Below are 20,493 nucleotides of genomic sequence, written 5' to 3' on the forward strand. Positions count from 1 at the left end.
CTCCCAGCCACCTCCACTCCGGCGTGGGGCCGAGAACTGGCACTCGGGCTCCGGGCGACACGCTGGACACGCGCAGAGGCGGAACAGCCCAGCCTGTTAGCGTGCTCTCGTTTCGCCGGGTCTGCTGTGCTCGTGCGGCGGAGTCGGGTCGGTGACGAGTCGACGGGTGGTTGTGATGCGTAGGGTTTCGGCCTGGAGGCGTTCGGTGGCCGCGGCGGTTCTGTCGGCGGGGGTCGGGGTGTGTGTGCCGCTGCCGGTGGCGCATGCGCAGGCTCCGGGGACTGTTATCGCGGTTGTTCCGCAGGGGGATGGATTCCACGGGATGTCGGGGGCTCAGGTCATCGACTACTGGACGCGCGGGGTGGGCGGTGTGTCGCAGCCCGCCAGCGGTGCGCTGTATTTGCCGAGTGGTGTTGCGCCTGCGGGTGGTTGGCCTGTTGTCACTTATGACCACGGGACTACCGGGCTCGGGGCGGGGTGTGGGGGACAGTCGGATCCGGCGGGGGCACCGTGGCCGGAATCGCAAGTGGGGCAGGATGTTTTCCTGCGGTATCTGGTGTCGAAAGGGTTCGCTGTCGTCGCGCCGGATTATCTGGGGCTCGGCAGGTTCGATACCGGTCCGCATCCGTATCTCGGCATCGACACCGAGGCCACTGCCACCATCGACATGCTCCGGGCCGCGCATTCTGTGCGCGATGATCTCTCGCCGGTGTGGGTGGCGACGGGGATGTCGCAGGGCGGGCAGGCCGCGCTCGGCACCGCGCACCGGCAGGCCAGTTACGCGCCGGAGCTGGACTTCCGCGGGACCATCGCGATCGACCCGGAATCGGACGTGGAGAAGGTGGCCACGCTGCTCGGGCCGGGCAATCCCGATCGCCTCAGCGGCGGGATTCTGGGGTTCTCGGCCAGCATCCTGGCCGGACTGCGCGCTGCGCGCCCGGACGCGCAGGTCGACAGCTATCTCAGCCCGCTCGGCCGCCAGGTCCTCGACGAGATCGGCGCCCTGTGCTCGGACGCCATCGACGACCGGGTCGCTGATCTGACGCTGGGCGCGATGCTCAGCCGCTCCCTCGGCGACGAGCCGCTGCGGTCGGTGATGGCCGACTACATGACCGTGCCGACCAGCGGTTACGACGCGCCGATCCTGCTGCTGGTCAACGCCACCGACCGCACGGTGCCCTCGCCACTGCACGCGGCACTGGCCGCCCAGTTCACCGCGGGCGGCGTGAACTACACACCGGTGGTCGGGACGGGCAGTCACTGCGAGCTGAATCCCGCGATGTGGTCCGCGATCGATGAGTTCCTCGCCCGGGTGCGCTGATCGCCTGCCGCTCTCCGGCACTGCCCATCGGTCTGCATGGATGCCGTTTGCTCCAGGGCCCGGCCCGCCCTGATCTGTACACTCGTCCAAGATCGTGATCGCCTGGTAGGGAGACTGAGTTGTGCTGAACAACCCGATTCGCGCGACCGTCGTCGCCACGCTGGTCGCGAGTGCGCTGACCGCGGCCGGATTCGCTCCGGCCGCCGCGGAGGCGCCCGGTTCGCTCATCTCGCTGCAGGCCGAACCCGCGGGCTGGCACGGGCTCGACCGTGGCTCGTCGGTCGAGTACTGGATGACCGACTCGGCCGGCGTCCAGCGCCCGGCCAGCGGCGCGATGTTCCTGCCCGAAGGTGACGCACCGGTCGGCGGCTGGCCGATCCTGGCATACGACCACGGCACCTCGGGCTCCGGCCCGGGTTGCGGTGGTCAGGCCGATCCGGAGACCGCGCCCTTCCAACAGCAGCGCGGGGGGGAGGACCGGCTGCTGAAGCGGTTCGTCGACCAGGGCTTCGCCGTCGTCGCGCCCGATTACCTCGGCCTCGGCCGATTCGACACCGGCCCGCACCCGTACCTCGAGGTGCGCAGCGAGGCAACTGCGACGATCGATCTGGTCCGTGCTGCCCGCGCCGCCAACCACGACCTCTCGCGCACCTGGAGCGTGCTCGGCGTTTCACAGGGTGGCCACGCGGCGCTGAGCGCGGCGCACGTGCAGGCTGAGTACGCCCCTGAGCTCGACTTCCGTGGTGTCGCCGCGATCGACCCAGCCTCGGACGTGGAGAAGATCCTGCCGTTCGTCAGCCCGACGACGCCGATGGTGCCGGGGCTTTCCAGCGCCACCACCTCCTTCATCGTCAGCATCCTGGCCGGTCTGCGCGCCACTGACCCCGCGCTCGACATCGACTCCTACCTGACTCCGCGCGGCAAGGAAATTGTCGACGCCGCGGGCAGCCAGTGCCTGGACGAGATCCTTGCGTCGACCAAGGGCGTCACCTCCGCCGACCTGCTGGCCCGCCCGCTCGCTCCGCTGCGCGATCCGCTCGCGGCCTACATGATGCTGCCGACCAGCGGTTACGATGCCCCGATCCTGTTGTCCATGAACGTCGCCGACATGGTCGTGCCGTCGCCGCTGCACGCGGCGCTGGTCGCCCAGTTCGCGGCCAACGGCGTCGACCAGCAGGTGGTCCTCGGCAACGGCCAGCACGGCTCGGTCTCGCCCGAGCAGCTCGCCGCCATCGACGGTTTCCTCGCGCGCGCCAACGCCGCCCCGACACAGCGCTGAGCTGCCCGATCAACGAGGTTGGTAGGTTCTAGCAGTGTCCGAACCAGAGAATTCCGCTCGAGGTAGCCGTGCCGCCTTGCTCGGTCCCGCCGAGGTGCGGACCCTGGCCGAGCGTTTCGGTGTCCGACCCACCAAGCAGCTCGGACAGAATTTCGTGCACGACGGCAATACCGTGCGGCGCATCGTATCCGCGGCGGGTGTCGGCGCGGGTGACACCGTGCTCGAGGTCGGCCCGGGTCTCGGCTCGCTGACCTTGGCGCTGCTCGACGTGGTCGACCAGGTGGTCGCCGTCGAAATCGACCCCGTGCTCGCGAACTATCTGCCCGAAACCGTCGCCGATCGCGCGCCGGGCCTGGTCGAGCGTCTGCGCGTGGTCGAGGCAGACGCGCTGCGGGTGCGTCCGGAGCAGTTGCCCGCCGTACCGACCGCGCTGGTGGCGAACCTGCCGTACAACGTGGCCGTGCCGGTGCTGTTGCACCTGCTCGCGACGTTGCCCAGCATCATGGTGTCGCTGGTGATGGTCCAGGCGGAAGTGGCCGACCGGCTTGCCGCCGAGCCGGGGAACCGGGTGTACGGGGTGCCGAGTGTCAAGGCGGGTTTCTTCGGAAAGGTCCGGCGGGCCGGTCACGTGGGGACGCAGGTCTTCTGGCCGGTGCCGCGCGTCGAATCGGGTCTGGTGCGGATCGACCGATACGCCGAAGCGCCGTGGCCGATGGACGACGCGCATCGCAGGCGGGTGTTCGAGGTGATCGACGCGGCGTTCGCGCAGCGGCGAAAGACGTTGCGGGCGGCGCTGTCCGGGTGGGCGGGCTCGCCTGCCGAGGCCGAGCGCCGACTCGTCGCCGCCGGGATCGATCCGACGGCACGGGGCGAGACCCTGGAGACGTCGGCGTTCGTCCGGTTGGCTGCGACGACCTGATCGGCGCGAGCGGTACGCCCGCGCGGCGAATCGTGGGCTCCCGCAGGAGAACCCGCAGTACACCGGCCGTTCACCGGCGCGGGTTGTGGTGCCCCTGTGAAAGCAATTGTGGACAACCGGTTTTCGCGGCACTCGGAGTTGATCATGATCGGCGGGTGGCGCTCCCGGTGGAACCCGGAAATTTGTGTCGCACCACGTCGGGGGAAAGATGTGGATGACGTTGTGGATGATTCGTGACGCGTCCTGACGTGGGTGAACCCACGGTGAACGGGGGCGTTGTCGCGAACCGGGTCGATGCTGGGCGAGCTGGACGCGCGCGGCGCCTGCTCGCCCAGCACAGGTGGAGTCAGGCGCTCAGCGCGTAGCCCGCTTCGTCGACCGCGGCGGCAACATCGGCGTCGGCCAGTTCGCCCGAGCTGTCGACGCGAACGAGGCCGCTGGCGAGGTCGACCTCCACGCCGGTGACGCCATCGATCTTGCCGATCTCCTGCTTGACCGAGCTCACGCAGTGTCCGCAGGTCATCCCCGTGACGGTGTAGGTGGTGGTGGCCATGGCCGGCTCCTTCGCTCTTCCAACATACGGTCCAGGGGTATGTCCCCGACACGAACGAACATACCCCCCAAGGGTACCTGGCGCAACCCCTCGGCCGAGTGCCGGGCATTCGGCGTGCGTACTAGTCGGTGGAACCTATTACGCTGGGGAATCGTGCTGTCAGTTGTGCCCAGCCCGGTCGTCGTGCGAGCTCCGTCGAAGGTGAACCTGCATCTCGGAGTCGCTGATCTGCGCCCGGACGGATACCACGACCTGACCACCGTGTTCCAAGCATTGTCCCTCGCCGACGACCTCCGTCTGGCCCCCTCTGCCTCGCTCTCCGTGCGGGTGAGCGGCGAAGGCGCCGCCGAGGTGCCCACCGATCGCACCAACCTGGTCTGGAAGGCCGCGGTCCGCCTGGCGCATCTGGCGGGCCGTGCCCCGCTGGTCGAGATCGCGATCACCAAAGGCATCCCGGTGGCCGGTGGTATGGCGGGCGGCAGCGCCGACGCGGCCGCGACCCTGGTCGGGCTGAACGAGCTGTGGGACCTCGGCCTGACCCGTGAGGAACTGTCCACGATCGCCGCGGAACTCGGCAGCGACGTCCCGTTCTCCCTGCACGGTGGCACCGCACTGGGCACCGGCCGCGGCGAACGCCTGCTTCCGGTGCTGTCGCGCAACACCTTTCACTGGGTCCTCGCGCTGGCCAAGGACGGTCTGTCCACCCCCTCGGTCTTTCGCGAACTCGACCGGCTACGCGCCGAAGGGGAGCCGCCGCGCCTGGGTGATCCCCAGCAACTCATGCAGGCACTGGCCGCCGGCGACCCGCACACCCTCGCGCCGCTACTCGGCAACGACCTCCAAGCCGCGGCACTCTCCCTGAAACCGGAACTGCGCCGCACGCTGCGCGCGGGCGTCGGCGCGGGCGCCCTGGCCGGGCTGGTCTCGGGGTCGGGGCCCACGTGCGCGTTCCTCTGCGAATCGGAGGAGGCCGCGATCGGTGTCGCCGCGGAGCTGGCAGGCGCGGGCGTGTGCCGCAGCGTGCGCACGGCCACCGGTCCTGTTCAGGGCGCCCGCGTGCTCGACATCGAGGCACACTCCAAACGCTGACGACCACCAGCTCAGTCCGGCCGCCGCGGTGCCGGTCAGAGCGACCGGCGGCGTCCACTATGATCGCAATCAACAGATCTCGCACGAACATGGGTAATTCACCGGGAACGGGCCAACTGGTCCAGCAATCCCCCCGTCGGACGCCGACGCACCGCAACCCCGCACCTATGTCTGGCCTGAAGTCGCGGAGAGGCGGCAATGCCCAACCTGATCAACCTGGAACAGGTCTCCAAGAGCTTCGGCGTCAAGCCGTTGCTGGATGACGTCTCCCTCGGAATTCACGCGGGGGAACGGATCGGGGTGGTGGGCCTCAACGGTGGCGGTAAGACCACGCTGCTCGAGGTCCTGACCGGACTGGAGCCGCCCGACAAGGGCCGGGTGAGCCGAGTGGGCGGGCTGCGGATGGCCGTGGTCACCCAGCGCGGCGTGCTGCCCGAGGGCGCCAGCATCGGTTCGATCGTGTTCGCCGGGCTGTCCGACGACCTGTCGACCGCCGACATCGCCGACCACCAGTGGGCCGCCGACTCGCGCGTGCGCTCGATCCTCGAAGGCATCGGCATCGCCGATCTGGGCCTGGACACCCTCGTCACGAACCTCTCCGGTGGCGAACGCCGCCGCGTCGCCCTGGCGGCGGCGCTGGTGCGCGACCTGGACCTGCTGGTCCTCGACGAGCCGACCAACCACCTCGACATCGAGGGTGTGCAGTGGCTGGCCGAACACCTGGTCGCCCGGCGCACCGCGCTCGTCGTCGTGACCCACGATCGCTGGTTCCTCGACACCGTCGCCAACCGCACCTGGGAGGTCGTCGGCGGCAAGGTGGAGACCTACGAGGGCGGCTACGGCGACTGGATCTTCGCCCGCGCCGAACGCGCACGTCAGGCCGACGCCTCGGAGTCGCGCAGACAGAACCTGGCCCGCAAGGAGCTGGCCTGGCTGCGGCGCGGCGCCAAGGCCCGCACCTCCAAGCCGCGCTATCGCGTCGAGGCCGCCGAGGCACTGATCGCCGATGTGCCCGCGCCGCGCGACTCGGTCTCGCTGGCCGCGTTCGCCCGCAAGCGCCTGGGCCGCGTGGTGATCGAACTCGAGGATGCCGCCCTCACCACCCCCGACGGCCGGGTGCTGGTCGACGACCTCACCTGGCGACTCGCGCCGGGCGAGCGGGTCGGCCTGGTCGGTGTGAACGGGTCGGGCAAGACCACGCTGCTGCGCGCGCTGGCCGGGGAGACCGAACCCGCCAAGGGCAAGCGGATCCAGGGCCAGACCGTGCAGATCGGCTGGCTGCGGCAGGAACTCGACGACCTGCCCACCGATATGCGAGTGCTGGAGGCCGTGCAGCAGGTCGCACAGCGAATCATGCTCGGCGACAAGGAGATCTCGGCCGGTCAGCTCGCCGAACGGCTCGGTTTCACCCCGGCCCGCCAGCGCACCCCGGTCGGTGACCTCTCCGGTGGTGAACGCCGTCGCCTGCAGCTCACCCGCATCCTGATGGCCGAACCGAACGTGCTGCTGCTCGACGAGCCGACCAACGACCTCGACATCGACACCCTGCAGCAGCTCGAGGATCTGCTCGACAACTGGGCGGGCACGCTGGTGGTCATCAGTCACGACCGCTACCTGGTTGAGCGCATCTGTGACTCCACCTGGGCCCTGTTCGGCGACGGCAAACTCACCAACCTGCCCGGCGGCATCGATTCCTACCTCGCCAAGCGCGCCACCATGGCAGGCAACGCCAAGCCGCTCACCGCGAAGACCGGTGGCACCTCGACGGATTCGTCCGACCGCCGCGCCGCCCGCAAGGAACTGTCGAAGGTCGAACGCAGCATCGCCAAACTCGACGAGCGCGAACAGAAACTCCATGCCGCCCTCGCCGACGCCGCGACAGACCCGGACAAGCTGGTCAAGCTGGGAGCCGAGCTGAAGGAAGTTGTCGCCGAAAAAGAAGCGGCGGAAGAGCGCTGGATGGAATTGGCAGAAGCCGCCGACCAGTGATCTCGCACGCACATGGGTAGCTCCCGGGGTACGGGCTGACTCGGCGGGAGTCCTGCTGTCAGCCGCCGACGCTCCGTGACCGCGCACTCGAGTCCGGCCCGAAGTCGCGGGGAGGCGGACCAGTGGTTTCGCGGCCGTCGTTGATGACGACCGGTAAACACGTCTGGACGAAGTCGGCGCCGAATTCGGTGAGCAGGATGCTGCGGTAGCTCACCTTCGTACCGAAACCAGGGCGCTTCAACGCCTCCCGCACCTGCTCCTGGGCCTCGATGACCTGGTAGCGGTGCGGGTTGCCGACGGGTTCGCGGGTGGACTCGATGAGCCCGAGCCTGCGCAGGTTGGGCAGGTACTGCGGCACCCGGTTCGGAAACCGCAGGCCGGCGTGGTCGCCCAGCATCGTCAGTCCACTGATCAACCGCTCGCCACCGAACGCCCGCTGCCGCCCGGTGCGCACATCGATGGCGGGCTGCGGCCCGTCGACGTGCAGGAAGCGCAGGATCCGTGCCTCGTCCGGCGTGATCTCGGCGAGAATCCCGGGATAGGCCGGATGGGTGTCGGGCTGTGCGGCGGTGGTGCTGGCGGACAGCCGCAGTAGTTCGGCGCCCTGCTCACGCAGAGTCGGCGTGCCGTCCTCGTGGTGGTGTTCGGCGCCCGTCGGCAGGCCGAGGGCGTGCCGGAGCCGGTCGCGCACTTCGGTTTCCGCTTCGGCGAGCACCTCGTTGGGCGGGTTGCCCGCCATGCTGCCGCGCAACACCGTGACGGTCACCCCGAGCGCGGTGTCCAGGGTCCACAGCGTCATTCCCGAGGCGGCGGTCAGCGCGACGCGCGCCACCCCGGTCGCAGCCCGAACCGTGCGCACCGGTGAGACGGGCAGCAGGCCACGCCTGTCGGGGGATACCTCGAGCGGCGGTACCGATCGTCGCACCATGTCGGTGGACGGGGTCCCGTCGTCTACATCCATGTCGTCGCTACTCCTGTTCCGAAGACCAGGATGTGAGCGTATCCGGCGAGCAGTCCCAGCGCGCCGCCATGGACAAAAAGCAACCATTCGTCCTGTTTGATCGCCGAGCGCAGCATGTCCACGAAGTCATGGGGAGAAAGTGCGGACATTTGCCGGGCGATGTAATCGTTGACCTGCCTGCTCTGCTGAGCATTGAACGCGGGGTCGGCGAACGCCATGGGCGCGATCGTCATGGCTTGCGTGGTGAGAGTTGTTTGCAGCGAGTCGTATTCGCGGCTGCCGAGCATGAATTTCACCGCGGGCCGCGCGGGCCCGAGCGCACGGTCGGCGGCCGGGCGCAGGGTGTCCTCGAGCATCTGCAGGGTCCGGTCCGAGCGCGGTCCGTTGAGCAGTTCGTCGCCGATGTTGGCCACCGTGACGACCTCGGTGGACACCAATGCCGCGTAACCCGCGGTGATTTCGGGCTGGCGCTTGATCAGCAAACCCTGCCGCCACGGGCACCACCACTTCGGTGTGGCGGGCGCGAAGATCATGTTGATCCCGATCCAGTTCACCACCCAGCCGATGATGATCCCGCCGACCGGCAGCACGACCAGCGCCGAGAGCCCGGTGGTGTGCAGTGCCAGCACCAGCAGCAGGCCGCAGGGTGCGCCGAAGTAGAAGCCGAAGTTCTGCATGAACCGAAGCTCTTTGGCGCCGAGTACCTGGAACAGCTGGTTGAGCAATTGGGGTCGGGCCTGGAAGTAGCGGATCACCATCTGCTTCACATCTAGCAGTTGATCGATATTGGCGCCGAGTTCCATGGTGAGGTCGCGCAGGATCTCCGGCAGTTGCGAACGCACCCGCTGATGGATCATCTCCCTGACTTGAACAGGCAGGTTGTACCAGAGCTGGGGATGCTCGCGGCGCAAGATCACCTCGACGATGTCGCGGATCTGCGCGTCGGCCACCTCGGCCAGATGTTCGGCCAGCTTCTCCGGGTCGAGCTCGCGATAGAAGTCGGCGACGCTGCCCAGCTTGGACAGGCCCTTGTCGACCGCGATGCTGGCCATCTTGTCGGCACGCGAGGGCACGATGCCCTGCCAGCCGATCCGGCCGTCATAGCTGAGCAGCGGCAATACCTGGATCCGCTTGGGCAGATAAGGGAAGACCGCGCGCAGACCGGGCAGTCGGAATCCGTGGAATTTGATCGGCTGGAACAGCATGAGAATGCCGGACCAGTTGGTTATGTAACCGATAATTCCTGTGAAAAGAGGAATGGTCAGAATTTCTAGCAGGAGTGTCGGGTGTAACCCGAACACACTCTCCAACACGACACGCCCTCCTGCCGATACCCGGTGACCACCGCCTCACCGAGAACCAAAAATTTATCACCCCCGCGGCGAGGTGACCCTACTGTGAGATGAGGAACTGGGTCCATTCGTCGTGTGTCAGGCCACAGGGTAGTGTCTGAGACATCAGTCACAGAACCTGTCCCGAATGACGTACTCGTCTTGGCGAGTCGGACACAATGACCACCACTACCTTTCGTGACAGGCCACAAATACCGTGCAGAGGGGACGCGCGGTAGGTGGTGGCACTGTTCACATGGCGAGACTTCGGAGTAGGACGTGACAGACGACAGGACCGGACAGGACCTGGCCCGTGCCGGTACCCGCGCCGTCGAGCGCAGCTCGGACGTCGAGCAGCGACAGATCAGTAATGAAGCACGGCTGATCCGTGGCGTCTTCCGCGCCGCCGGATTGGCCGCCGGTACCGCGGTGCGCGGCAGCCAATGGGCTGTCGGCACCACCTACGAGGTCACCAAGGAGCTGGCGCAGGCGGCGCTGGACGGCGAATCCTCCGCCGATATCGCCGAGCGCACCGGCAATGCCCTGCGCTCCATCGCGCGCAGCGCACTCGGCGTCACCGAGGGGTCGGTGCGCGAGATCGTCAGCTATGTGCCGACGCCGAACGGCTCGTCGCAGCAGGCCATCACCGTCGGCCCGTACCTGCGCTCGGCCACTACCGATGACCTGCGGCGACGCGGCGACGCGCTGTTGGCCCGCTCGGCCGACGTGTACTTCACCGAGGACGTGCACCCGGCCTACGACCGCATCCTCGACGAGGTCGCTCCCGACGAGGCCCGCATCCTGCGATTCATGGCCCTCAACGGTCCGCAACCCTCGGTCGACGTGCGCACCAACCGCCCGCTCGGCATCGGCTCGGAGCTGGTGCAGGGCGACCTCACCTCGGTCCCCGAACAGGCGGGCGTGCGCTACCCGGACCGCGCTCGGTCCTACCTGATCAATCTCAACCGCCTCGGCCTCACGCTCACCTCCGACGATCCGGTGGTGCTGAGCCGGTACATGGTGCTGGAAGTACAGCCCGTCGTGGAACACGCGCTCAAGAAGGCGGGCCGCGCGCCCAAGATCGTGCGCAAGAGCCTGCGTCTGTCGGAATTCGGCGAGGATTTCTGCCGCACCTGCTTCACCATCGGGTAGCTCAGACAGCCGGGCAGGCCGGCGCCGGAGGTCACACTCCGGTTTCGGCAGTGATAGCGATCTGATACAGAACGGGCGGCGAGCCGTTTCTGGTGGGATCGTGGAGAAATGGAGCAGGGCCCGGAATCACCGAACGTGCACGTCGACGAACCTGTCGCGGCCGCGTGGGCAGGGCCTGCGCCGGTGCTGCCCGGCGAGGACGAGCCGTTGGTCGCCGGGTCGGACTCGGGGGAGGCATGGATGGTGACAGCGCCGTCGGACGACGACGAACAGCCCGCATCCATCGAGCGCCCGCCGGACGACCCCGACGATCGCATCGCGATCAGCAGGCTGAAATACCGCTATCTGCGCAGCCTGGACACCAAATCGTGGGACGAGTTCGCCGACACCCTGGTTCCCGAGGCGACCGCCACCTATAGCGAGTATCTGCAGTTCGAGTCGCGCGAGGCCTTCCTGGCCTTCCTGCGCAACACCCTCGGACCGCACGTGATCACCGAGCATCGCTGCGACCACCCCGAGATCGATGTCGACGGCGACACCGCCTCCGGCACCTGGTACCTGGCCGACACGGTGATCATTCCCGAACACAACATGTGTCTGCGCGGCGCAGCCTTCTATACCGACAGCTATGTGCGCTGCGAGGACGGGCACTGGCGCATCTCGCACACCGGGTACGAGCGCACCTACGAAGTAGTGCTCTCGCTCAGCGATCTGCCCAGCCTGCGGCTCACCGCGAGCCGCTGGGGAATGATCGCCCAGGAGAACCACATCTCCTCGGTGGAACGCAATCCCGGGCCTGCCGCCTGAACCTCCGGCCCAGACAGCGTCAGTCCGCGGTCGCGACCAGCGGTTCCAGCGTGAGTTTCGGGTGTTCCTTCTCGATGTACTGCAGCCGCCACTTGTCGCTGAACAGCGCCAGGATCACGCCGTCGGTGCGGGTGAACACCTCGACCCCGCGCTGGCGATCCAGCTCGGGCGCCGACTCCGCGTCGGTGCGCCGTGCCAGCGTGAAGGGCAGGAAATCCAGCTGGGTCTCGACGTTGAACTCGCCCTGCATCCGTGCGGTGACCACCTCGAACTGCATCGGACCGACCGCGGCCAGCACCGGGGTGGCGTCACCGCGCGCGTCGTTGCGCAGCACCTGCACCACGCCCTCGGAATCGAGCTGGTCGATGGCCTTGCGGAACTGCTTGTACTTGCCCGCGCTCTGCGCGCGCAGCGTCGCGAAATGCTCGGGGGCGAAGCTCGGGATCGGTGGGTACTCCACCTTCTTCTCGACGAACAACGTGTGACCCGGCGCGAGCGCGGTGGCGTTGACCAGGCCGACCACATCGCCGGGGTAGGCCGTGTCGACCGTGGTGCGCTCGCGGCCGAAGACCGTCAGCGCGTATTTGGTGGCGAACGGGCGACCGGTCTGCGCGTGGGTCACCACCATGCCGCGCTCGAATTCGCCGGAGACGATCCGCATGAACGCCAACCGGTCGCGGTGGGCGGTGTCCATGCCCGCTTGCACCTTGAACACCACCGCGCTGAACGGGTCACCGGTCGTGCGTTCCTTGCCCGTCACGTCCTCGCGTGAGCCGGGCGCGGGCGCGAGCTGCACCAGCGTCTCGAGCAGTTGGCGCACACCGAAGTTCAGCATGGCCGAGGCGTAGATCACCGGCGAGGTCTGGCCCGCCAGGAACATCTCCTGATCGTGGTCCTGCCCGGTCGCCGAGAGCAGTTCGCTCTCCTCGGCCGCGGTCGTCCACGCCTCACCTTCGCGGGCTTCGGCTTCGTCGGCGGTCAGGTACTCCTCGGGTGCGATGGTCGCGCCACCGGCGGTGCGGGTGAAGTGGATGTACTCGGCGGCCTCGCCTTCCGGTCCGCGACGCAGCAGGCCGCGGAAATCGCCCGCGATGCCGACCGGCAGGAACAGCGGTGTGGGGGTGAGGCCGATCCGCTCGCTGATCTCGTCGAGCAGTTCGAGCGGGGCCTGACCCGGCCGGTCCCACTTGTTGATCACGGTGATCACCGGGATGCCGCGGTGGCGACACACCTGGAACAGCTTGAGCGTCTGTGGCTCGAGGCCCTTGGCCGCGTCGATCAGCATCACCGCCGCGTCGACGGCGGTGAGCACCCGGTAGGTGTCCTCGGAGAAATCGGAGTGGCCGGGGGTGTCGACGAGGTTGATCACATTGTCGATATCGGACCCGGCGGCGCGGTAGTTGAACTGCAGCGCGGTCGAACTGACCGAGATACCGCGCGCCTTCTCCATTTCCATCCAGTCCGACACCGTCGACTTGCGACCGGCCTTACCGTGGATGGCGCCCGCCTCGGAGATCATCCTGGCGTGCAGGGCCAGCGCTTCGGTGAGCGTCGATTTACCCGCGTCGGGGTGCGAGATCACGGCGAACGTGCGCCGACGGGCCACCTCGGCGGGTAACCCGCGGGGGGTGGGGGCGACGTTCTCTCCGGACTCGGACAAAGGGGAGCCTTTCGGTGGGGGCAGCCTTTCCAGGGTACGAGGGGCTGAAGGGGTGGTCACAGGGGGGATCAATTGTTCGGTAGTCCCAGGAGGTTTGACGCTGTGTTTTTTGGAGCGCTGGCGCGCTCGAGTCGCGGCCCCTGGGGGCCGCCGGTTAGCCACCGGGGCTTGCTCCTTCGTCGCGTACGCCCCGGCGGCTGACCGGCGACCCGGCCGCGACCGGCCACTTTGTGGCCGCTGCTCCCTATGGGTCGCAGGTGGGGGTTCGGAGTGCGGTCATGGCGGTTTCAGATCGCGGATTGCTATGCGGTATGGTTGGCGGGTTGTCTCGGCGAGGGTGAGTGCCCGTTTGGTGCGCACACCGTGATCGACGCGGCTCGGCTGAGTTTGTTTGGGCCGTCCTCGTTCGTTCTTTCGTCCGACGAGTAGACCTTGACCCCGGAGTTGGGTCACCCATGACCAGCCGTAGGAGCGCATTCAGTATGTCCGACGCCAATCTGATCGAAGCTGCCGTCCGCACCGAATTCGGTAAGGGTGCCGCCCGCCGCACCCGTCGCGACGGCAACGTGCCCGCCGTGCTGTACGGCCACCACGCCGAGCCGCAGCACCTGTCGCTGAACGCCAAGGCGTTCGCCGCGATCCTGCGCCTGCACGGCACCAACGCCATCCTGAACCTGCAGATCGACGGCCAGCCGCAGCTGGCGATGACCAAGTCGGTCGTCGTGCACCCGATCCGTCGCTACATCGAGCACGCCGACCTGCTGATCGTCAAGCGTGGCGAGCGCGTCACCACCGACGTCAACGTCGTCGTCACCGGCGAGGCCGCTTCCGGCACCCTGATCACCCAGGAAGCCAACACCCTGTCGATCGAGGCCGACGCGATGAAGCTCCCCGAGACCATCGAGGTTTCGGTCGAGGGCATCGAGGCGGGCACCCAGATCCTGGCCGGCTCCATCGCGCTGCCCGCCGGTGTCACCCTGGCCGGCGACCCGGAGTCGCTGATCGTCAACGTGATCGAAGCGCCGTCGGCCGCCAAGCTGGACGAAGAGGGCGAAGGCGCCGAGGCCGAGACCGCGGAGACCGCTCCCGAGTCCGAGTAAGACTGCGCTACGGTTCGGCCTGTGACCGAATCTTCCGGGCCCGCGCTCGTAGTCGGACTGGGTAACCCAGGCCCCGAGTACGAGCGCACCCGCCACAATGTGGGCTTCCTGGTCGCCGATGTGCTCGCCGAGCGCGTCGGCGGCCGTTTTGCCGTGCACAAGAAGTCCGGTGCCGATCTGCTCCAGGCGCGATTGGACGGGCGTCAGATCCTCATCGCGAAGCCGCGCACCTATATGAATCTGTCCGGGCGGCCGGTAGCCGCGCTGGCGAAGTTCTTCTCGGTGCCGGTGGACCAGGTGATCGTGATCCACGACGAGCTGGATCTGCCGTTCGGGACGCTCAAGCTCAAGCAGGGCGGCGGCGAGGGTGGTCACAACGGGCTGCGGTCTATCTCGCAGGCGTTGACCACCAAGGAATATCTACGGACCAGGATCGGGATCGGGCGCCCGCCCGGTCGACAGGATCCGGCCGACTACGTCCTCAAGCCCTTCGCCGCGCCGGAGCGCAAAGAGGTTCCGGTGATCGTGGAGCAGGCCGCCGACGCGGTGGAGCTGCTGCTGAAGGTCGGGCTGGAAGCAGCCCAGAACAACCTGCATTGAGACACTCGGCGCGCCAAGGCACTTGGCGCGCCGAGTTCGTTCTCAGCGCAGGTGCACCGCGGTGGCCGAGCGGCGGAGTTTGCCCGAGGAGGTCTTCGGGAGAGCTCCGGGGCCGAGCACGGCCACGGTGCGCGGGCGCGAGCCCACTTCGGCGAAGACCTCGTGGACGATCTCGCGCTCGATGCGCTTCACCTCGTCGGCCTCCTGGTAGTCGTTGGATTCGACCACCACCGCGAAGCTTTCGCGTTTCTCCCCCGCGTCGAGGCGCACCGCGACCGCGTTGCCGGGGCGCACGCCCGGTACGCGCAGTGCGGCTCGTTCGATGTCGGTGGGATAGATGTTGCGCCCGCCCATGATGATGACGTCCTTCATGCGCCCACACACCACCATCAGGCCGTCTTCGGTGAAGTAGCCGATATCGCCGGTGTCGAGCCAGCCGTCGGCGTCCTTGGCGGGGCGGAAGCCGTCGACGGTGACATAGCCCGAAGTGACAGCGGGGCCGCGCAATTCGATGACGCCGACCGAGCGGACCGGCAGCGGCTGACGTTCGGCGTCGACGACGCGCCCCTCCAGATCGTCGACCAGGTGCCCCAGCGTGGGCAGCCTGCGCGGGGTGCCGTGGTGGCCGTCCTCGGCGATCGGTACCGCCTTGCCGACGACCTCGAGCAGGTCGGCATCGATCACGTCGAGCACCTGCCCGTTGCCGGGGTCGGGAATCGAGACGGCCAGGGTGGTCTCGGCCATGCCGTACACCGGCGTGAGTGCCATCGGGCTGAGCCCGAACTGGTCGCCCGCCGCCGCGAGGGCGATCATGGTGTCGGGATCGACCGGTTCGGCGCCGTTCCACATGTAACGCACGCTGGACAGATCCAGGGAGCCCGGTTCGGCCTGACGCAGGCGCCGGGCCAGCAGGGAGTACGCGAAATTCGGCGCGGCGGTGACAGTTCCGCGATACTTGTCGATCAGCTCGGCCCACAGCAGTGGCCTGGCAAGGAAGTCCAGTGGCGTCACGCACACCACCTCTGCGCCGAATTGCATAGGTACGCTAAGGAATCCGACCATTCCCATGTCGTGGAACAGCGGCAGCCAGCTGATCATCACGTCGTCGTCGAGCTGGAATTTGACCCGGTTGAACATCGCGTACGCGTTGGTGTTGAAGTTGCCGTGGGTGATCCGGACGGCCTTGGGGGATCCGGTCGAACCGGACGTCAACTGCTGCAACGCGATATCGCCCTCGGTGGTCGGCACCGGATCGGTATCGGCACCTCGGTGCAGGTCCTCGACCGGCACCACGATGATTCCGCGTTCCCGCAGCACCGGCTCGGCCGCCGCGAACGGCGCGCCGAGTACGACAGCCTTCGCGTCGATCATGTGCAGCACCGTTTCGGTGTCACGCACCCAGACCGCGAGGTCGGTGCGTGGCGTCGGTTGATGCAGCATGGTGATGGAAGCGCCACGCATCCAGATGGCCTGGCAGGCAGGCGCGATGTCGACCGGCAGGCCGGCCAGCACGCCGACGGCGTCGCCGTGCCCGATCCCGGCGTCCGCGAGACCACCCGCCATCCGCCGCGCCTGCCTATGAATGTCCCCCCAGGTCTGCCGCAGTGGTGCCTCCGGCTCTCCGGTGACCAGCCCCTTGGAGCTGGTCAACGCTGTGCCAAACATTTCGTCGGTGAACCTGCTCAACGTCGGTCTCCCTTTACGCCAACGATCGGTTACGGCCGTGCTCTGCACTCCCAACAAGAAATCCCGCCCCGCCCCACGCGTGTTAACCCGGGCTGACGCCCCAGCACCCCTGCTGTTGCGCCCTAGCCAGCGAAGGTGGCTGCGTAGCGGTCTACGTATGGTCTACCCGATAGCGTGGCAATTTCCCGCATCAGCAGGTCGGTTGCCGCTCTGACCTGGGCGTGATGAACAGCTGTGGGATAGTGCCGCGCGGGGTGGACGGTGATGCGTACCTTGGTGAAACGCAACAGTTTCCGACCGCGAGGATTCATGCGATCGGTACCGTCCAGGACCACGGGCACCACCGGTGCCCCGGTGGCCATGGCAACGCGCAGCGCCCCGGTGCGACCACGATAGACCCTGCCATCCCGTGACCGTGTGCCCTCCGGGTGAATTGCCCAGGCGCCGCCGCCGTCGAGGATCGCGGTGGCCGCCGCGAGCGCGTCGGCGGCCGCGTCGCCGCCGGTGCGGTCCACCGGTACCTGGCCCGCGGCGGTGAAGAACCAGCGTTTGCATCGCCCACGCAACCCCGTGCCGGCGAAGTACTCCTGCTTCGCCAGGAACGTGAGCGGCCGCGGGATCACCAGGGCCAGGTAGAGCGAGTCGATGAAGGCCAGGTGATTGGCCGCGATGATCACCGGGCCGGTGCGTGGAATGTGCTCCAGCCCTTCGACGTGCGGGCGGCCGAGCAGGCGCAGTGCCGGGCCGATGAGGACGTATTTGCACAGCAGGTACCACATGGGCAGACCCTTCGTAGACAGTGTCTACGCAGACTAGTAGACACTGTCTACGCAGGCGACCGCGAAGGTCTGTGAACGGGTGTGCAGAATTGCCGGTATGCCTGAATCGTTGCGCGAGCGCCTGGTCGACGTCGGTGTCGATCTGCTCGAAACCGACGGCTTCGGCGCACTCGGGCTGCGTGCGATCGCGCGGGCCGCCGGCGTCTCCCACGGCGCGCCGCGGCGGTGGTTTCCCACGCACGCGGCGCTGCTCGCGGCGATCGCGGCGCGCGGATTCGGGGAGCTGATCGAGCGGTTCTCGATGCTCGCCACGATCGACGACCCGCGTGAACGGTTACGTCGAATGGCCGTTGACTACGTGGATTTCGCGGTGTCGCGGCCCGAGATGTTCACGCTGATGTTCCGCCACGATCTGCTGGCGGGCTCCGGCGAGAATCTGCGGGCGACGACGCGGCCGCTGTACGGGCAGGTGGTGGAGTTGGTCGCGGCGGTGGCGCCGGAGTCGGCGCCGCAGCGCGCGCTGGCCCTGTGGACCAATGTGCACGGTTTGGCGACGATCGCCGTCAACCGGACGCTGGAGATCGTTGCCCCCGACCAGGACCCGCGGGTGCTCGTGGACCGGATCGTCCGCGAGCACCTCGCGGGACTCAGCGGGTGAGGTCGGCCAGCGTCGCGACGAAGCGGTCCAGGTCGGCCGGGCTGACGAAATAGTGCGGGGAGGCCCGCAGCACGGCGGGCAGGGTGCGCTCGGACATGTCGAGCAGGGTGGAGCCCGCGTGACTGACGGTGACGGTGATCGCGTGCTCGGCGAGCCGATCGCGCAGCTGTTCGGGATCGTGGCCGTCGGCGGTGAACGAGACGATGCCGCTGTGCTCGGTGCCCAGATCGCGCACGGTCACGCCGGGCAGTTCCGGCAGGGTCTTGCGCAGGAACTCGGCGCGGGTGGCCACGGCCGCGTAGACCTCGTCGGGTCCCTGCTCGAGCAGGTAGTCGACGGCGGCGCCGAGACCGAGGCGGGCGGCGACACCGCACTCCCAGAATTCGAACCGGGCCGCGTCGTCGGCCAGACGATATTCGCCGGGACTTACCCACGCGGCACTGTGCAGGTCGAGGCGGGCCGGTTCCATGGTCTGCGCCAATTCGGAACGGACATACAGGAAGCCGGTGCCCCGGGGGCCGCGCAACCACTTTCGACCGGTCGTCGACATGGCGTCGACCCCGAGTTCGATGACGTCGATGGGCAGCTGGCCGGTCGACTGGCAGGCGTCGAGCAGTACCAGCGCACCGGCTTCGTGGGCGATTCGGGTGGCTTCGGCGACCGGGTTCACGAGGCCGCCGTTGGTCGGGGCGTGTTGCAGCGAAACCAGCCGCACGCGTTCGTCGAGCATGTCGGCGAGCGCGTCGGTGTCGAGGCGGCCGGTGTCGTCGCTGGGAATGCGCTCGACCACCGCACCGGTGTGCTTCGCGCGCTGGAGTGCGGCGATCGCGTTGCTGGCGTAGTCGGCGCCGGAGATCAGGATCCGGTCGCCGGGGCGCAGTGGTACCGAATAGGCGAAATCGGCCCATGACCGGGACGCACTGTCGCTGAGGGCGATGGTTCCGGGCGTGGCGCCGATGAGCGTGGCGATCGAGGTCTTCACCGCGGCGAGATCGCCCAGACGCTCATTTGCCGCCCGATAGCCACCGATCTCCGCTTCGCGGTGTAAATGGGTGATCATCGTGTCGAGGACGATCTTCGGCGGCAGCGACGATCCGGCGCTGTCGAGGAAGACCTGACCGTTGGCAAGTCCTGCGGTGTCGGCTCTGATCGCGGCGAGGTCAAGCATGGTGACGACGATAGCGCCCCGAGTCGTTCCCCTTTTGGTCACTTTTTCTGTCGGTGGACCTCGCTACTCTGGAATGAGCGAAACGCAGGTTCCCCGGCAGCACGCAGCACGTGGAGGTTGGTATGGCGGTCACCCTGGAACGTTCGTCGTGGCCCGATTATGCCCCCGACCAGGGCGAAATGTCGTCGAGGGCGGCGGCGGAGGCCTATGTCGGCGGCGTCTGTTTCAAGCTCGGTCCACCTGCGCTGATCGGCGCCGAACTGGAGTGGCTCACCGCTGGTCCCACCGGTTCGCGGCCCTCGCTCGACCAGCTGGCAGCGGCCCTCGGGCCGCATGCACCGACCTCCCTCGCCCCCGCTTCCGCCGCGGTTCCCCTGCCCGGCGGGAGCCTGGTCACCGTCGAACCCGGTGGTCAGATAGAACTTTCCAGCGCACCGTTCGCTGATCCGGCCGCGCTGACGCAGCATCTACGCGCTGATGCGGCCCGTTTGCGGGACCTGCTCGCCGCCCAGGAGATCAGTATCTTCGCCGCCGCCGCCGACGCGGGCCGTCCCGCCGAGCGCCTGCTCCGCTTGCCCCGCTACGCGGCGATGGAACGTCATTTCGACGGCGTCGGCCCCTTCGGCACCCTCATGATGTGCAACACCGCCGCCACGCAGGTCAGCGTGGACGCCGGCGCCGATCCCGCCGAGGTGCGGGCGCGCTGGACCGCCCTCTACGTCCTCGGCCCCACCCTCATCGCCGCCTTCGCCTGCTCACCGCGCCTGCACGGCGTACCGCGCGGCGACTGGGCGTCTCAGCGAATGCGCACCTGGTTGCGCCTCGACCCTGCCCGTTCCAGACCCCCGGTGGCCGACTGGGCGGACCCGATCACCTCGTATGCCCACTGGGCTCTCGACGTGCCGCTGCTGTGTGTGCGCTGCACCGATGTCGATGCCGACTGGTCCCCGCCTCCCGGCGCCACCTTCGCCGATTGGCTGTCGGGCGCCCTCGACGACGAAGTGGGCCGCCGCCCGACCCGCGCCGATCTGGACTACCACCTGACCACCCTCTTTCCCCCGGTCCGAGCGTCCGGTCACCTCGAGGTCCGCTACCTCGACACCCAGCCCGGTGAAGCGTGGACCACCCCGATCCACCTGTTCGACGCGCTGCTGTCGACCCCCGCTGTCGTCGCCGAGGCGACAGCCCTCGCCGCGCCCACCGCGGGGGAGTGGTTGACGTCGGCGCGTTGCGGCCTGCTCGACCCACACTTGCGCCGCGCTGCGGTAGACGTGCTCGACCTGGCCGCCGCGCATGCGCGAACACCCTCCGCTGCCGCGGAATTGGCCGCCGCGGCCCGCCGATGTAGTGCGGGCCGCAGTCCACTCGCCGAGGTCGACTCGGCACGCAACGGCGCGGGCGGGTCGTGATGATCTCGCCGGCCGCGCGTGGTCGGCATGCC

The 20,493-nt window shown here is 68.1% G+C and carries 18 protein-coding genes; 11 read left to right on the top strand and 7 right to left on the bottom strand.

The annotated features are described in order from the left end of the window. The first annotated feature begins 175 nt into the window (after positions 1-175). The 3 genes from ACWDXS_RS28910 (at position 176) to rsmA (ending at position 3,519) form a co-directional block, all read left to right on the top strand. A complete protein-coding gene (locus ACWDXS_RS28910; protein WP_378993211.1) occupies positions 176-1,321 on the top strand; it encodes an alpha/beta fold hydrolase in 1,146 nt (381 codons plus the stop codon). 124 nt (positions 1,322-1,445) lie between these two features. Further along, complete coding sequence (locus ACWDXS_RS28915; protein ID WP_449970609.1) at positions 1,446-2,600, top strand: alpha/beta fold hydrolase; 1,155 nt, start codon at positions 1,446-1,448, stop codon at positions 2,598-2,600. A 34-nt stretch (positions 2,601-2,634) separates the two neighbouring features. After that, positions 2,635-3,519, top strand: a complete 885-nt coding sequence (gene rsmA, locus ACWDXS_RS28920) for a 16S rRNA (adenine(1518)-N(6)/adenine(1519)-N(6))-dimethyltransferase RsmA (RefSeq protein WP_378993208.1) — start codon at positions 2,635-2,637, stop codon at positions 3,517-3,519. 346 nt (positions 3,520-3,865) lie between these two features. Here the strand turns inward: rsmA and ACWDXS_RS28925 are convergent, their stop codons facing one another. Next, positions 3,866-4,072, bottom strand: coding sequence for a heavy-metal-associated domain-containing protein (locus tag ACWDXS_RS28925; protein WP_378993206.1), 207 nt, complete (start codon positions 4,070-4,072; stop codon positions 3,866-3,868). A gap of 153 nt (positions 4,073-4,225) precedes the next feature. Between ACWDXS_RS28925 and ACWDXS_RS28930 the strand changes: the two genes are divergently transcribed. Both ACWDXS_RS28930 and ACWDXS_RS28935 read left to right on the top strand, forming a co-directional pair. After that, positions 4,226-5,161, top strand: a complete 936-nt coding sequence (locus ACWDXS_RS28930) for a 4-(cytidine 5'-diphospho)-2-C-methyl-D-erythritol kinase (RefSeq protein WP_449970398.1) — start codon at positions 4,226-4,228, stop codon at positions 5,159-5,161. A gap of 198 nt (positions 5,162-5,359) precedes the next feature. Then, positions 5,360-7,150, top strand: coding sequence for an ABC-F family ATP-binding cassette domain-containing protein (locus ACWDXS_RS28935; protein WP_378993202.1), 1,791 nt, complete (start codon positions 5,360-5,362; stop codon positions 7,148-7,150). Positions 7,151-7,208: 58 nt separating this feature from the next. Here ACWDXS_RS28935 and ACWDXS_RS28940 read toward each other — a convergent pair whose 3' ends face one another. Next, positions 7,209-8,111 (bottom strand): Abi-alpha family protein, encoded by a 903-nt coding sequence (locus tag ACWDXS_RS28940; protein WP_449970401.1) that lies wholly within the window; start codon positions 8,109-8,111, stop codon positions 7,209-7,211. Then, the gene (locus ACWDXS_RS28945; RefSeq protein WP_378636028.1) at positions 8,102-9,316 is read right to left on the bottom strand and encodes a hypothetical protein; all 1,215 of its coding nucleotides are present in this window, start codon (positions 9,314-9,316) and stop codon (positions 8,102-8,104) included. The genes ACWDXS_RS28940 and ACWDXS_RS28945 overlap by 10 nt, the downstream gene beginning before the upstream one ends. Before the next feature lie 405 nt (positions 9,317-9,721). Between ACWDXS_RS28945 and ACWDXS_RS28950 the strand changes: the two genes are divergently transcribed. Next, positions 9,722-10,594, top strand: a complete 873-nt coding sequence (locus ACWDXS_RS28950; protein ID WP_378993200.1) for an Abi-alpha family protein — start codon at positions 9,722-9,724, stop codon at positions 10,592-10,594. Positions 10,595-10,834: 240 nt separating this feature from the next. After that, complete coding sequence (locus ACWDXS_RS28955; protein WP_449970612.1) at positions 10,835-11,401, top strand: nuclear transport factor 2 family protein; 567 nt, start codon at positions 10,835-10,837, stop codon at positions 11,399-11,401. Between the two features lie 19 nt (positions 11,402-11,420). Here ACWDXS_RS28955 and ACWDXS_RS28960 read toward each other — a convergent pair whose 3' ends face one another. Further along, positions 11,421-13,061 carry a peptide chain release factor 3 gene (locus ACWDXS_RS28960; protein WP_378636033.1) on the bottom strand — a complete coding sequence of 547 codons (1,641 nt, stop codon included), beginning with the start codon at positions 13,059-13,061 and terminating at the stop codon, positions 11,421-11,423. A gap of 482 nt (positions 13,062-13,543) precedes the next feature. Between ACWDXS_RS28960 and ACWDXS_RS28965 the strand changes: the two genes are divergently transcribed. Both ACWDXS_RS28965 and pth read left to right on the top strand, forming a co-directional pair. Continuing rightward, on the top strand, positions 13,544-14,161 hold the full coding sequence (locus ACWDXS_RS28965; protein WP_378993198.1) for a 50S ribosomal protein L25/general stress protein Ctc: 618 nt from the start codon (positions 13,544-13,546) through the stop codon (positions 14,159-14,161). Between the two features lie 21 nt (positions 14,162-14,182). Beyond that, complete coding sequence (gene pth / locus ACWDXS_RS28970) at positions 14,183-14,761, top strand: aminoacyl-tRNA hydrolase (RefSeq protein ID WP_379318384.1); 579 nt, start codon at positions 14,183-14,185, stop codon at positions 14,759-14,761. A 42-nt stretch (positions 14,762-14,803) separates the two neighbouring features. Here the strand turns inward: pth and ACWDXS_RS28975 are convergent, their stop codons facing one another. Together ACWDXS_RS28975 and ACWDXS_RS28980 are read right to left on the bottom strand one after the other, a co-directional pair. Continuing rightward, on the bottom strand, positions 14,804-16,447 hold the full coding sequence (locus ACWDXS_RS28975; protein WP_378993194.1) for a fatty acyl-AMP ligase: 1,644 nt from the start codon (positions 16,445-16,447) through the stop codon (positions 14,804-14,806). A gap of 122 nt (positions 16,448-16,569) precedes the next feature. Further along, positions 16,570-17,226, bottom strand: a complete 657-nt coding sequence (locus ACWDXS_RS28980) for a lysophospholipid acyltransferase family protein (RefSeq protein WP_378993191.1) — start codon at positions 17,224-17,226, stop codon at positions 16,570-16,572. Between the two features lie 97 nt (positions 17,227-17,323). Between ACWDXS_RS28980 and ACWDXS_RS28985 the strand changes: the two genes are divergently transcribed. Beyond that, positions 17,324-17,884, top strand: coding sequence for a TetR/AcrR family transcriptional regulator (locus ACWDXS_RS28985; protein WP_387445831.1), 561 nt, complete (start codon positions 17,324-17,326; stop codon positions 17,882-17,884). Here ACWDXS_RS28985 and ACWDXS_RS28990 read toward each other — a convergent pair. After that, a complete protein-coding gene (locus ACWDXS_RS28990) occupies positions 17,874-19,052 on the bottom strand; it encodes an aminotransferase class V-fold PLP-dependent enzyme (protein ID WP_449970406.1) in 1,179 nt (392 codons plus the stop codon). The two genes, ACWDXS_RS28985 and ACWDXS_RS28990, sit on opposite strands and share 11 nt — an antisense overlap. 122 nt (positions 19,053-19,174) lie before the next feature. Here ACWDXS_RS28990 and egtA point away from each other — a divergent pair, with 122 nt between their 5' ends. Next, positions 19,175-20,461 (top strand): ergothioneine biosynthesis glutamate--cysteine ligase EgtA, encoded by a 1,287-nt coding sequence (gene egtA / locus ACWDXS_RS28995; RefSeq protein ID WP_378993187.1) that lies wholly within the window; start codon positions 19,175-19,177, stop codon positions 20,459-20,461. Positions 20,462-20,493: the final 32 nt, after the last annotated feature.

Source organism: Nocardia sp. NPDC003183, assembly GCF_053590715.1.